The organism is Clostridium sp. UBA871 (assembly GCF_002295255.1).
GTDB lineage: Bacteria > Bacillota > Clostridia > Clostridiales > Clostridiaceae > Clostridium_J > Clostridium_J sulfidigenes.
This window is the reverse complement of the sequence record NZ_DBFV01000011.1, coordinates 616438-629977: the sequence shown is the minus strand read 5'-3', so window position 1 is coordinate 629977 and position 13540 is coordinate 616438. Positions and strand designations below refer to the sequence as shown.

Annotated in this window: 16 protein-coding genes; 2 read left to right on the top strand and 14 right to left on the bottom strand. The window is 27.6% G+C overall.

Annotation, left to right across the window (positions count from 1 at the left end; all coding sequences use genetic code 11):
- Window positions 1-43 precede the first annotated feature (43 nt).
- The 5 genes from B3086_RS16085 to B3086_RS16065 all read right to left on the bottom strand — a co-directional run bounded on the left by B3086_RS16085 (window position 44) and on the right by B3086_RS16065 (window position 4221).
- Window positions 44-1468, bottom strand: a complete 1425-nt coding sequence (locus B3086_RS16085) for a sensor histidine kinase (RefSeq protein ID WP_035130573.1) — start codon at window positions 1466-1468, stop codon at window positions 44-46.
- Window positions 1461-2033: an ANTAR domain-containing response regulator gene (locus B3086_RS16080; RefSeq protein WP_035130570.1), complete on the bottom strand. Its 573-nt coding sequence runs from the start codon at window positions 2031-2033 to the stop codon at window positions 1461-1463. The genes B3086_RS16085 and B3086_RS16080 overlap by 8 nt, the downstream gene beginning before the upstream one ends.
- 21 nt (window positions 2034-2054) lie before the next feature.
- Complete coding sequence (locus B3086_RS16075; protein WP_035130567.1) at window positions 2055-2486, bottom strand: EutP/PduV family microcompartment system protein; 432 nt, start codon at window positions 2484-2486, stop codon at window positions 2055-2057.
- An 8-nt stretch (window positions 2487-2494) separates the two neighbouring features.
- Complete coding sequence (eutS, locus tag B3086_RS16070) at window positions 2495-2842, bottom strand: ethanolamine utilization microcompartment protein EutS (RefSeq protein ID WP_035130564.1); 348 nt, start codon at window positions 2840-2842, stop codon at window positions 2495-2497.
- Between the two features lie 245 nt (window positions 2843-3087).
- Window positions 3088-4221, bottom strand: coding sequence for a 1-propanol dehydrogenase PduQ (locus tag B3086_RS16065; RefSeq protein ID WP_346847397.1), 1134 nt, complete (start codon window positions 4219-4221; stop codon window positions 3088-3090).
- Between the two features lie 491 nt (window positions 4222-4712).
- On the opposite strand from B3086_RS16065, the gene B3086_RS16060 reads away from it, so the two are divergent.
- Complete coding sequence (locus tag B3086_RS16060; protein ID WP_035130558.1) at window positions 4713-5831, top strand: hypothetical protein; 1119 nt, start codon at window positions 4713-4715, stop codon at window positions 5829-5831.
- A 58-nt stretch (window positions 5832-5889) separates the two neighbouring features.
- On the opposite strand, the gene B3086_RS16055 is transcribed toward B3086_RS16060, so the two are convergent.
- The 3 genes from B3086_RS16055 to B3086_RS16045 are packed head-to-tail and all read right to left on the bottom strand — an operon-like array spanning window position 5890 to window position 6958.
- Window positions 5890-6159 carry a hypothetical protein gene (locus tag B3086_RS16055; protein WP_346893907.1) on the bottom strand — a complete coding sequence of 90 codons (270 nt, stop codon included), beginning with the start codon at window positions 6157-6159 and terminating at the stop codon, window positions 5890-5892.
- A 27-nt stretch (window positions 6160-6186) separates the two neighbouring features.
- On the bottom strand, window positions 6187-6579 hold the full coding sequence (locus B3086_RS16050) for an SHOCT-like domain-containing protein (protein WP_035130552.1): 393 nt from the start codon (window positions 6577-6579) through the stop codon (window positions 6187-6189).
- A gap of 16 nt (window positions 6580-6595) precedes the next feature.
- Complete coding sequence (locus B3086_RS16045; RefSeq protein WP_035130549.1) at window positions 6596-6958, bottom strand: DUF2089 domain-containing protein; 363 nt, start codon at window positions 6956-6958, stop codon at window positions 6596-6598.
- A 423-nt stretch (window positions 6959-7381) separates the two neighbouring features.
- Here B3086_RS16045 and B3086_RS16040 point away from each other — a divergent pair, with 423 nt between their 5' ends.
- Window positions 7382-7753 (top strand): hypothetical protein, encoded by a 372-nt coding sequence (locus B3086_RS16040; protein WP_035130245.1) that lies wholly within the window; start codon window positions 7382-7384, stop codon window positions 7751-7753.
- 76 nt (window positions 7754-7829) lie between these two features.
- On the opposite strand, the gene B3086_RS16035 is transcribed toward B3086_RS16040, so the two are convergent.
- The 6 genes from B3086_RS16035 to B3086_RS16010 all read right to left on the bottom strand — a co-directional run bounded on the left by B3086_RS16035 (window position 7830) and on the right by B3086_RS16010 (window position 13466).
- On the bottom strand, window positions 7830-8102 hold the full coding sequence (locus B3086_RS16035; RefSeq protein WP_346847394.1) for a hypothetical protein: 273 nt from the start codon (window positions 8100-8102) through the stop codon (window positions 7830-7832).
- A gap of 76 nt (window positions 8103-8178) precedes the next feature.
- Window positions 8179-8934 carry an exodeoxyribonuclease III gene (locus tag B3086_RS16030; RefSeq protein WP_346847393.1) on the bottom strand — a complete coding sequence of 252 codons (756 nt, stop codon included), beginning with the start codon at window positions 8932-8934 and terminating at the stop codon, window positions 8179-8181.
- Window positions 8935-9088: 154 nt separating this feature from the next.
- Window positions 9089-10117, bottom strand: a complete 1029-nt coding sequence (locus B3086_RS16025) for a hypothetical protein (RefSeq protein ID WP_346847392.1) — start codon at window positions 10115-10117, stop codon at window positions 9089-9091.
- A gap of 92 nt (window positions 10118-10209) precedes the next feature.
- On the bottom strand, window positions 10210-11643 hold the full coding sequence (locus B3086_RS16020) for a HAMP domain-containing sensor histidine kinase (RefSeq protein WP_346847391.1): 1434 nt from the start codon (window positions 11641-11643) through the stop codon (window positions 10210-10212).
- A gap of 4 nt (window positions 11644-11647) precedes the next feature.
- Window positions 11648-12331, bottom strand: coding sequence for a response regulator transcription factor (locus B3086_RS16015; RefSeq protein ID WP_346847390.1), 684 nt, complete (start codon window positions 12329-12331; stop codon window positions 11648-11650).
- A 124-nt stretch (window positions 12332-12455) separates the two neighbouring features.
- The gene (locus B3086_RS16010; RefSeq protein ID WP_346847389.1) at window positions 12456-13466 is read right to left on the bottom strand and encodes a substrate-binding domain-containing protein; all 1011 of its coding nucleotides are present in this window, start codon (window positions 13464-13466) and stop codon (window positions 12456-12458) included.
- Between the last annotated feature and the right edge of the window lie 74 nt (window positions 13467-13540).

Here is a 13540-nt window from a genome sequence, read left to right as displayed (position 1 = left end):
AAGCCTCTTTGCTTAAATCAAACTACTTCAATGTAGTTCTATTTTATTCAAGTTTTATAGGAAATCTAAATTTAATTCTAGTTCCCTCATCATTAGAAAATATATCTATATCACCTTTTAATTTATCAGATACGTAGTTTTTTACTATAGACATTCCTAAGCTAGAAGATTTATCTATGGAAGTATCAAAACCAACTCCATCGTCAGCTACTGATATTTCTCTAAACTCTTCCTGCTCAGTAACAATAATTTTTATAGTGCCACATTCCCTATGATTAAAAGCATGATCATAACAATTTTGTATTAATTCATTAATTATAAGAGATATTGCAGTAATTCTATCTGTATCAATATAAAAATCATCACCTGATACTTCTATGTTAATTTCCTTTTGAATGTTTAAAAAACATCTTTTAGCATTATCTACTATAGCATTTATAACCTTCATAATCTTTACCTCATCACTTATATCCTTAGATAGAAGTTCATGAGTTGCTGCAATAGCTAGAATCCTATTCACACTTTCTTGAAGACTTACCTTTGCTTCCTCACTATCACATCTTCTCCCTTGAATACGTAAAAGTGAAGCTACAGTTTGTAAGTTATTCTTTACTCTATGATGAATTTCTCTTATAGCAACAGATTTAGAGATTATTTCAGCTTCCTTATTCTTTATATCTGTTATATCTTGAACTATTTCAATAACTCTCAAGTCTTCTTCCTTAATCAGTATTCTTTTTATTCCATAATAAAAATTACCAACTTTTATTTCCTTTGTTATTACTTTATTATCTTCTGTAATCTCTAAGATTTTATTAATATTAGTAAATAGGGTATTATCTAAGGACAAGTCATCATAATGCATTCCTTCAAGCTCATTATATCCCCTACCTATGTAAATCATATCAGCTTTTCTATTTTTAATTCTTAATATTCCATTTTCATCATAAACTAAAATGGCAGATTCTAAGTTATCATTTATCAATCTATTGGAATTTATCAAGTTCATAAGCTGATGTGTCTTTTGTCTTTTGCTTTTGGAGCCATCATTAGGAATAGTAAAATCTTCTTTTATTTCATTACTTATATCATCCTCAACAATAATTACTCCTATTATTTTTTCCTTATTATAAATCGGGTATACCTTTTGCCTTACAAATCTATTTTCTTGTGTTAAAGCTCTTACTCCTTTAAAAACCTCACCGGTTTTTAGAGTTCTTATTACACCAGGCTCATTAATTCTTAAAGCTTTTTTCCCTACTACAGAATTAGTATAAATAGATTCTTTTTTTCTTCCTTCTGAAACCACTATAGCTTCTTCTGGATTTTTTGATGGCACATCTATAAAAGCATCACATTCCTCTAAATTAGCTATTAACTCAATAGAGCTAGAAACCTCTATGATTTTATTAACATCTTCATCAGTAAGATTAGTATAAATATTACATAATTCTTTTATCTTATTCATAAGCCACTATTAAAGTTTTTGCAATATCTATCATAGAGCATCTTCTATCCATACTTAATTTTCTAATGTATCTGTAAGCTTCTTCTTCATCGGAATTTAATTCTTTCATAAGTATACCTTTTGCTTTTTCTATTAATTTTCTTTCGTTTAACTTTGATGTAACTTTCTCCAGGTTATTTTCTAACTCTTCAAACTCTTCTACTTTAGCTAAGCACATTTCCACTGTTGGAATAAATGATTTTTCATCTAAAGGTTTCACCAGATATCCATATGCTCCTACACTTTTAGCCTTTTCTATAAATTCAGTATCATTAAAGGCTGTCAATAAAAGTATTCCACCTGCAAGATGCTCAAGTCTAATTCTTTTACTGGCTCCTATGCCATCAAGTATAGGCATCTGTATATCCATAATTACTAAATCAGGTTTATGCTCTTTACAAAGTTCTACAGCACTAAACCCATCTGAAGCCTCTGCTACTACATTGTAACCCTCCGCTTCTAAGATATCTCTGATATCCATTCTAATAATAGGCTCATCGTCGACTATTATGATTTTTTTACTCATATTTAATTATTCTCCTCTATATTATGAACTTAAATATTTAATTAATTCCTCTATGCCAGTTCCATCTAAAGTATTTACTTCAAATATTCTAGATACTCCAGCCTCATTTAAGATTTCCTTAGCATATTTTATTCTATCTTTGTTTTGAGCAATGTCTATCTTTGTCACTATCCCAATACATTCTTTAGCAAACATACTACAAAAACCTGGTGCTATGTACGATTCTTCTGAAGTACAATCATATACTAGTGCAATTACATCTGCATCTGCTGATGTTACTATCAAAGCTTTGTAGTAAGATCTATTTTCTAGATATTCTCCTGGAGTATCTATAGACTCATCATAAATTTCTACCGATTGAGTCTTCTTATATTCTAAATCTAAATCGTGAATCTTTTGACACAAAGTAGTCTTTCCACTTCCAGTCTTTCCTATAAATATTACTTTTTTCATGTTACCTCCTAGGTTCTAGTAATTTTTGTAGAGGTAAATTGTAATAATCCTTCAAGTACAGAAGTAACTTCCTTTAATGCTGATTCTACAGAACTAATATCTCCTGTTATAACAAGTGAACCACTAAATCTGTCTACAAACCCAAGATTAACTCCAGCAGCTTTTGTAGCTACATCAGCAGCAATTATAGAACCTTCACTTGGAGTTATAGTTAAAATACCAATAGCATCTCTAGTGCTTGCTACAAGACCTAGCTTTTTATAAAGCTCTTCTGTAGGATTTGCTATTATATGTGCAAGGGTTACTTGTTTTCCTGGAACAAACTCCTGTATGATCCTTTGCTTATCGTCACTCATATACTCACCTTACCTTTGCATTTAGAGACAACACTAAAATAATATTTTCATATAAATTATTAGTCTTAGTATTACCTGTGTTTTAACAACTATTCTTAAATAAATCTATAATTTTATAAAAATAATAAAGGCTCCTCGAAAACATAATATTTTCAAGAAGCCCCTTTGCTTAAAACCATTACACTACTTTGTGTATATTTCGATTATATATTCAAAATTTTATACTGTCAACCCATTTTTTGATGTTATTCTTTAATTTTTCCGATAATTTCAATAACATTAAGAGGAGTAGGTATTTTAGGGTTAGTTGCAGTACATGCATCTAATAATGCACTGTTTGCAATTTCTTCTTTAAGCTTTTCTAATTCTTCCATAGATACACCACAAGCTTTTAAAGTGGTAGGCATATTCATTTCCTTTTGTAATTTTTTAATTTCATTTACAATACTTCTAACTCCTGCTCTAGCATTACTACAAGGTAATCCTAATAATTTTGCTATGTTAGCATATTTAATAGCAGCTCTAGAAAACTCATTATTCTCATATCCTACTATGTCAGCATTAAAATCAACTATATAAGGTAATAATAAAGCATTAGTTCTTCCATGAGGTACATGGAATTTGCCGCCTAGAACATGGGCTATCCCATGATTTAATCCAAGAGAAGCTGAATTAAATGCAATTCCAGCAAGACATGATGCATTATGCATTTTTTCTCTAGCTTCTATATCTTCACCATTACTATATGCTCTTAAAAGATATTTAAATGATAGTATAAGTGCTTTTTCAGCTAAAGCATCTGAAAAATCAGAAGCATTTGTAGATACATAAGCTTCAAGAGCATGGGTTATTACATCCATACCTGTATCTGCAGTAATTGATCCAGGTACACTTTTCACTAGTTCTGGATCTAATATAGCCACATCTGGTAATAGATCATCTGAAACTAATGGATACTTTGTTCCCTTAGTTTTATCTGTTATTACTGAGAAAGATGTAACCTCTGAACCTGTACCGCTTGTAGTTGGGATAGCTATAAATTCCATATCTGTGACAGATGTAATTTTCTTCGCAAAATCCATTATTGCTTTAGCTGCATCTATTGAAGAACCTCCTCCTAGAGCAATCAACACTTCTGGCTTAACTTTCTGAAGCTCTTCTATACCTTGAACTATAAGCTCTATAGGTGGATCTGGAACTATATCACTAAATATAGTTATGTTAGCACTTTTTAATTTTTCTGTTATGTTATTAATCATTCCTGATTTCACCATGAAAGGATCTGTAACTACAAAAACTTTTTTATTTCCTACTTCCTCTAACCGTTCTAAAGCTCCTTGACCAAAATAAATCTGAGTTTTAATTTTAAAATTGTTCATCTTAAACTCCTTTCAAGACTATCTTATTTACAATATAGTCTTTAAAATTAATTAACTATTTATGCAGTAAGTTTATTAAAAGAAAATTCATTATTAAATTTACCCTAAAAACAACCACAAAAAGCTCCATAGGAATAATCCTATGGAGCTTCACTGCTCTTTAAGTACTTCATTGTACATATTTTCAATATACTATTTTAAAAAATAAAAGTCAATAAATATTCAATTAATTAAAATGTAAACTTATTAATTAATTGAATATAATATTTATACTATAATATTTATCTCTTAAACTACTATTTTCTACAGCATTTTTATTTATATTAATAAATATTAAAAAATTTTTCTGTTTTAAATATTTTTTATGATAAAATCCTCTAAATTTGCCGTTAAATATTACATTTTCTCGAGTCTATTATACGTTTACATATGACTATTTTTAAAATATAATATTTGTATAACATTATAACCCTTAATACTAGGAGGACGGAATGAAAAACTTTTTTTATAAAACTAATGTAAAAAATAATATTATTACTTTATATCCTAAAGAATCTAAATGTAATGTTTGGTATATTATTTCTATAAGTTTTCTCATTGTTTTTATGATATTTAATATATTCTTTTCAAATCTATTAGTCCTAGATGGTAAATTTCCTTTGCCATGGATTGTATTATTATGTATAACTGTAATTATAACCATCACTAATTTTAATGAATTTCACTCTTCTAATTTTATTATTATCAGTTATATTATAACCATTCCAATGATTTTAAATTATTTATTGTTTAAATTATACATATACATACCTAGTCATATAATTCTTATATTATCTTTAGGTATATCTATAATCTACAGAGTTACAAAAGAATTCCATAGTAAAAAATATCTAAAAATTATTATGGTGATTTTATCTATATGTACTTTCTTTTCAATTAATTATTACATATATTCTAAGAGAATTATAAAAGATTCTAACCTTAATACTACTGTAAAAAAAGCCATAGGTATGAATTCATATTCTTTAAATTCTTTGAATAAAACTGAACTTTCAAATGTAAATATACTTAAAATAAAAAATGTATCTAATCTAAAAGGCTTAGAATACATTGAAAATTTAAACACCTTGGATATTAATGATGATGGATTAATTTTAGATTATTTACCTATTACTAAGTTGTATAATTTAAAGACTTTAAGTATACACAGATGCAACTTAAATGTCTTAAGTGAAGTAGCCTTATTTGATAAAATAGATACTTTTAAACTTATATATCCTAAAACTGATTCTATAAATAGTCTGCCATTATTCCCAAAGGTAAAAAACTTAACCATTAGCTTTAGCAGTGATTTTCAGCTTTCAACTTTGAAAAATTTTCCTAATGTAGAGGAATTCTCTCTATGTTTAGAAGGTCCTTTAATTGTAGATGGAATAGAAGTTATAAATAATCTAAAAACCTTGAATCTATCCTACGCTTACATATCAGATTATTCTAAACTTTTTGATATACCTACACTGAAAACTATTAGTTTAAAAAATTGTTATATTGTAAATTTAGAGGATTTCATAAAACAGGCTGAATCTAAAGGTATTAAAGTCATTATGTAGTTTTACATAATGACTTTAATCAAACTGATCATCTCTTTAAAATACATACATATATTATCTATATAACTATTTTTACACTTTCTCCTTCATTGGTTTTTATATCTACAAGAACTAAGCCTTTATATTTTTTATTAAGATACTTAATTGCTTTTTTTAAGTTCTTCATTTCTTTATTGTTAATTGCTACCTTGGTTTTACTATTATTTTTTTTCCTATACATAGATTTTAATGCTAAAGGTAGTACAAATATTCCTAGCGAAATACAAACCCTTGGTATACATATATTTTTACTCTTATTTTCCCCTGTTTCTTTTATATTGATAATCATTTACTCAAATCCCCTTAATATATTATTTTAAGCTATTTCTATCAATATTTTATCTCCCTCATCTGTATCTACTTGTACAATTGGTCCTACAACACCTTTATCAATAGCTTCTAATATCATATCAATTTTGATATCATATTTGTCCATACTTTCAATTACATTACTACCAGCAGAAGCCATTATTTTTATAACCTCTAGTGGTATTGTAACTTTAACATTTTCTCCATCGTGAGATTTAATCCTTATATAAAGCATTCTAGTCCCGTTAGTTGATTTTGGTATTTTAAAGAATTCATCATCATCTTCGCCTTTTACTTTATCTCCATCGTTCTTTTCTAAGGTTTCTAGAAGTTTACTTGCTTGCTCCCCTGTAAGCTTTCCTTCCTCTACCATTTTTAAAATTCTTAACTTATCTTCCATGATTACTCCCCCTAATTTATATTTTATTTAAAAGTTCGATAGCTTCATCTGAAGTTATCTCACCATTTTCTAACTTTGTAATTACATGTTTTCTATCAATTTCATGCTGTTTTTTACTAGATAGCCCTAATACTTCATTTATTTCATCTAACTTACCCCTTACTGTTGGATAAGAAATTCCTAATGCCTTCTCTACATCTTTTATATTTCCTCTATATTGTAAAAAGGTTTCTACAAACCTTAATTGATCATGATTTAACTTCTCAAACTTTGAAAAAGTAAAATTATTTTCAATTACAGTATTACATTCATCACACTGTAGCCTTTTTATATTCAATTTTCCTGAACAAACAGGACATCTTGTTAATGCCTTATACATTCTTGCCACCTCCTAAATAAAATTATACGGCATATTCTTTTAATTGTAAATATATACATTGAAAATAATTAATATTATTATTCAAAAAATTAATTTTCAATAAGCATTATATTAATATAATTAATTTTAATATTAATATAATTAATTTTACTCGTTTATTGATAATATATAAAAATCTTATTATAAAATATTCATTACAAACCTTAGAATAAATATACAAAGATCTAATAACATAAATCTTTTTAAATTGGTAATCATAATTATTGATAAATTTAATATATTTATTAATGTATAATCAATAAATATTGTATACAAACTATAAATGATTTAAATATTCAGTAAATTGATTGAATAATCTTCAAAATAATGGTACAATAATAATTAAAATATATGAGAGTTAAAATTGAGAGGGAGTGAATTTTTATGATGGTAAAACTTACTGTAAGAAGCATTATGAATTTAGGACTATGGGGTAGACTTTGTGAATATAAAGGGTGGGATAAACTTATAGTTAGAGAAGGTTTAATCTCTCTTGATAGTGAAGTTGAATTTGATGATGAATTTTTAAAGAAAGATGTTGTACCAATAGAGAAATTAAATGTATTCTTATTTAATGTGGATACTGAAGATGCTAGATACTGTGGAACATTATTAGCAAGAGACTTAGAAGATGCAAAAATTAGAGTTGGTATGATCCACAATGTAACTAAGATTACAACTATTCAAGAAATCACTAAGGAACAGTTATATAATATGAAAAATAAACATATGGTTCTTGCAAGAATACCACTTTAGTCTATAAATGATACTAAAATAAGAAAAATCCCCAGTTAAATTGNNCAATTTAACTGGGGATTTTTCAAACTATAATTTAAATTTCTTTAAACTGCACATTATGTGCATAATGAAGTAGTAGATCTCTTTGTACTTCTATTATGGATGTATTAATATTTTCTCCATGAACCCTTAAAGTTACATCACTATGGTCTCCATATCTTTTTAGAAATTTATCCATATCTGAACGTTTAATACTAATTGGCAAAGTATCTCCATTACTTCTAAGTATCATTCCCACAGTTCTTCCTTCATTTCTAAATTTTCTTCCCTTAATTTTTAAATCTCTTAAACTAGCATCTATTATCATAGTAACCCCTCCATATTTACTTAAGTATAATTTTATATATTATATTTAAGTTTATGGAATAATATTACTTTAAATGTTAAATATTAATTTCAACTTCTACTGGACAATGGTCTGAACCTAATATCTCTGTATGTATCTTAGCTGAAATTAAATTTTCCTTTAATCTTTCTGAGGTACAGAAATAATCAATTCTCCATCCTGCATTTTTCTCTCTAGCTTTAAATCTATAAGACCACCAAGAATATGTTCCTTCTAAATCAGGATAGAAATTTCTAAAGGTATCTATAAATCCAGAATCTAATAATTCAGTGAATTTATTTCTTTCTTCATCAGTAAATCCTGCATTTCTTCTATTATTTTTAGGATTTTTAAGATCTATCTCCTTATGAGCTACATTTAAATCTCCACAGACTATCACTGGTTTATTTTCATCTAAATTTTTAAGATGTTTTCTAAATTCATCTTCCCAAACCATTCTATAATCAAGTCTTTCTAACTCCGACTTAGAGTTTGGAGTATATACTGTTACAAGATAAAACTTTTCAAACTCTAAAGTAATTACTCTACCTTCTTTATCATGTTCTTCTATTCCAATACCATAGGATACATTCATAGGTTCTATCTTTGTAAATATAGCAGTTCCTGAATATCCTTTTTTTTCAGCATAATTCCAGTATTGATGATATCCTTCTAAAGCAAGTTCTATCTGCCCACCTTGAACTTTACTTTCTTGAATACAAAACATATCTGCATCTACTTCTTTAAAGAAATCTAAAAATCCTTTTTGAACGCAAGCTCTAATGCCATTAACATTCCACGAAATCAACTTCATATATACTACCTCATTTCCAAAATAAATTTTAAGTTATAATAACTTATAACTTAAAACTTATTTTATTATTAGCTATAGCTTATCACTATAAGTTTAATGTGATTCTATTACCTTACTAATTATTGTAACATATAGTATATATTTATTTACACTACTATGGAGTAAATTGTCTACTAATTGATGCAACTATACTATTTTTCATATCCACTTTACATAGTAAAGCTCTTTCTGCAGAGATGTCCTTCTTATACTTATCTATATGCTTTTTAAAAGTATCATAATTAACTGTTTGAAAATCAATCTTATTATTATCTGGGTTTACTTCATAGGCTAATAAGTTCATAGCTACATCCTTAGATACTTCATAAACCTTTGTTTCAACTACAGAATTTCTAATATAATAGTCATCATAAACTATATAAGTTCCATCCTCTTCTTTTATAGCTTTATTATCCTTTTTAGCTTCTACTAAGGCATCTTCTCCAGTATAAAATTCTACTTCATCGAAGGATATATAAATAACATTATTATCTGTGTAAATATCTTTTACATATCCAATTCTACTATCATACATATTCTCTTTTATATTTAAGGTAGCATGAACATTTCTTCCATATTCCTTTGTCACCCCATTGTATGAATATTGTCCAGGTTGATTTAATATATCTATCTTTGATTTTTCCCAAAGAACATAATCCTTTATCTTATTGTTATCTACAATTACTTCTACCTCTTCTGGTAAAACAAATGAAAGGTCATCTTCATATATATCATAAGATAACTCAACTCCTTCCATTTTTACCCTTATACTAGTAAGAATCTTTTCCATATTTTCTGTATCAACCTTATTATCAATAGCTAATTTTATAATATAGTAAGCATCATCGTACCTCTTTTTTTTTATATACTCATCCTTTATATCTGTATATATCTGCTTATCATTCTTTCCTTTTGTTATTGCAGCTTCATAGGACTTTCTAGCCTCTGCATATTTTTTTTCTTCTAGAAACTTATTGCCCTCCTTTATATACTTTTCTATTTCATTTTCCTCAACTTGAATATCTTTGGCTACATTTTCAGATAAAACAATCTCTTTATCTTTATTTTTGCATCCTCCCATTATAACTGTACCAGTGACCATAACAAAAGCTACAGAACACAATAGAAATTTATTTATTTTCATTTTCAAGCACCCCTTACTTAATAACTTTAATATAAGTATATGATGAAAATTTTAACAACTATAGTAAAGTTATTTCCAAGTTATTAACAAGGTTATTTTATACTTAATGGCATATCTACTCTTACAGTAACCTTTTCTCCATTTATAATATCTATAGAACCTCCATGATCTTTTATAATTTCACTGCATAGGTATAATCCGAGTCCTCTACTTTCAGATTCTGAATACTTATTAGATTTTATAAAAGCTTCAAAAATATGATCATATATTTCCTTAGGAATAACTCCTGACATACTCTCTACTTCTATAATATATTTCTTCCCTTCTATTTTCCCATTTATATAAAGATACTCTTGTGATTTAGAATATTTTATACCATTATCAATTAAATTTATAATAAGTTCCCTAATCCTGTTACACTGTGCTGATACTATACCACTTTCTAAATTTCTTATAATTTTCATAGAGTATTTTTTAGCTTTTATACTCATGTCATCACTTATCTCATCTATAAGTTTATCTATTCTAATATCCTTAAATTCTTCTGTAGTATAAGATAATCCCTTGGATATTTCTATTAACTCTATAATTAAGTGATGTAATCTTTCACTCTCTAGATATATTCTTTCTATAGCTCTTTTCTTAAAAGCCTCATCCTTTACCATCCCATCATTTATCATCTCTGCATATCCAGAAATAGCAGTTAACGGTGTCTTCATTTCATGAGTCACATTATCAAAAAAAGCTTTTCTACTTTTCTCTAATTTCTCTACCTTTTGTTTTTCTTCTTTTATTGTATTTATTTGTTCTTTTATTTTTTCTTTCATACTATTAAATTCTCTTGACAATATAGCTATTTCATCATTTCCATGAGCATCTATATAAAAACTATAGTCTCCTCGTCCAACTCTTTTTACGCCTTCTGTCAATGTTATTATAGGCTTAGTAACTTTAGTTATTATGAAAAAGCATAAGCTAAATATAAAGAATAATATAATACCTTCTACAACAGTTATAAATAAAAGCATCCTATTATTTTCACCATAAACCTCACTATAATCTTTTATAATACTAAGAACCCCTAGATTATCTTCATTCACAAAAATAGGATAGGACAGAATTCCATAGAGTTTTTTATCTTCATATTTAAGATTAACAATAGCAGTTCCAGATCCAGCATTTTTATTTCCACTATTTAATATTTCCCTAAAAGATTCATCTACGTTCTCACTTAATATCTTGCCATCTGTATCACTTATTTCTACAGTGCACTGGAAATTAGATGATATATATCTATTTAAGTAATTGCTTTCTTTAACTAAGCTATCTTTTTCATACTCTAACTCTGTAGCTAGCAGTCTATATTTTATAGCTTCTCTAGTACTATACATAATTTCATTTAGTGAATTACCTATGGATGTCTCCATTCTAATAATTAATATATTCCTTATGGATAAATTCAATATTACTCCAAAAGTTATAATTATAGATAGTATAGAAAATATAAATTTTACTCTTATTTTCATATTATTACCTCATCACATATCCTACCCCAAATACTGTATCTATAAGATATCTCTCATTTTCATTATCTAATTTACTTCGAATTCTTCTTACATGAACATCTACAGTTCTAATATCTCCATCATAATCATATCCCCAAACTTTATTAAGAAGTTCTTCTCTTGAAAATACTCTATTCCTATTCTTCACTAAGAATTCAAACAAATCATATTCCTGTGGTTTCAATCTGACTTCTTCTTCATCCTTTAATACAATTCTACTATCTATATTTATTTTTATATGATTTGAAACTTCTAAAAATTCACTTTGGCTCTTCACTTTGTACTTTTCTACACATCTAAGAGCAGTTTTAACCCTTGCAAGGACTTCCTTTATATGAAATGGCTTAGTTATATAATCATCAGCTCCTAGCTCTAATCCTAAAATTTTATCTACTATATCATTTCTTGCAGTTAATATTACAATTGGAATTAAATACTTACTATTAATTTCTTTACATAACTCGAAGCCACTTTCATCTGGTAAATTTAAATCTAACAAAGCTAAATCAGGTTTATAATTTTTTACTAATTCTCTGCCTTCTTTAGCCGTAAATCCACATCTTACATTATATCCTTCACTTTTTAATGCAGTATATAATATATCACTTATAGATATTTCATCTTCTACTATTAAAATCTTTATACCCATATCTCTCTCCCAAATTAAAAATTATCCACTAATTATAATATACAGCTTCATATTATATATGGCAAATATATGAAGTAACTGTCTCAAATAAAAAATCCCCATCTATATTAGATAGGGATTAAAACTATATTCTTTCTACACTTTCTCTTATAACTAATTCAGATGTATACCTATACTCTGATTGTTCTCTTGGTTGTCGTAAAATTATAGATATTAACTCTTCAGTGGCTTTTCTAGCCATTTCTTTTATAGGTTGTTTAAACGTTGTAAGTGCTGGCGTTATAATTTCAGAAAAAACCAAATCATCAATACCTATAACAGATAAATCATATGGTATAGATATCTTAACCTTATTAGCAACTTTATAAACTCCATAAGCAATAACATCAGAACAAGCTACTATAGCTGTAACCTTACTTTTACAATTTAAAAGTTTTTCCGCTCCCTTAATACCAGTTTCTACATCATGCATAGAAGAGTGTGTCCATTCATCATCTATTTCTAAGCTATGATCTTTCATAGCTTGTCTATACCCTTCCATGCCATCTCCACAATTTGCTAACCAAGGTGTTCCATTAATACACCCTATATTTTTATGTCCTAATTCAATAAGATATTTAGTTGCTTCATAACCATCCCTATAACTATCTAGATATACATTGCAAACGTCTTCACTACTACTAATGCTACGATGAATAGCCACCATAGGATACTTAATTCTTAATAAATCTTCAAATTGCCAACTCTCCTTTATTAAACTAGGCGCAATTATAATGCCATCTACACAGTGCTCTCTCATTAGGTTAATATACTTATGTTCATTTTCTGCATCATTATATGTACTGCAAACTAATATGCTGTATCCATGCTCCTCTGCCGTTTCCTCAATACCCTTAATTATTCGTGAAAAATAAAAACTAGAAATATCCGGCAAAATAACCCCAATAAGCTTAGTTTCTCCATTAACCAAACTCCTAGCCATGGCATTCGGTTTATAGTCAAGCTCCTTAATTAAATTTAGTATTCTCTGTTTTGTCTCCTCTGTAGTTTTTGCTGTCTTTCCATTAATAACATTAGAAACCGTAGTTGCCGACACTTGGGCAATCTTCGCAATGTCCTTTATTGTAACCCCCATACAGATTCCTCCTACTTTATGTCATTTATTAAGCTATAAATATATTATATATGATACTCTATTAAACTACAATA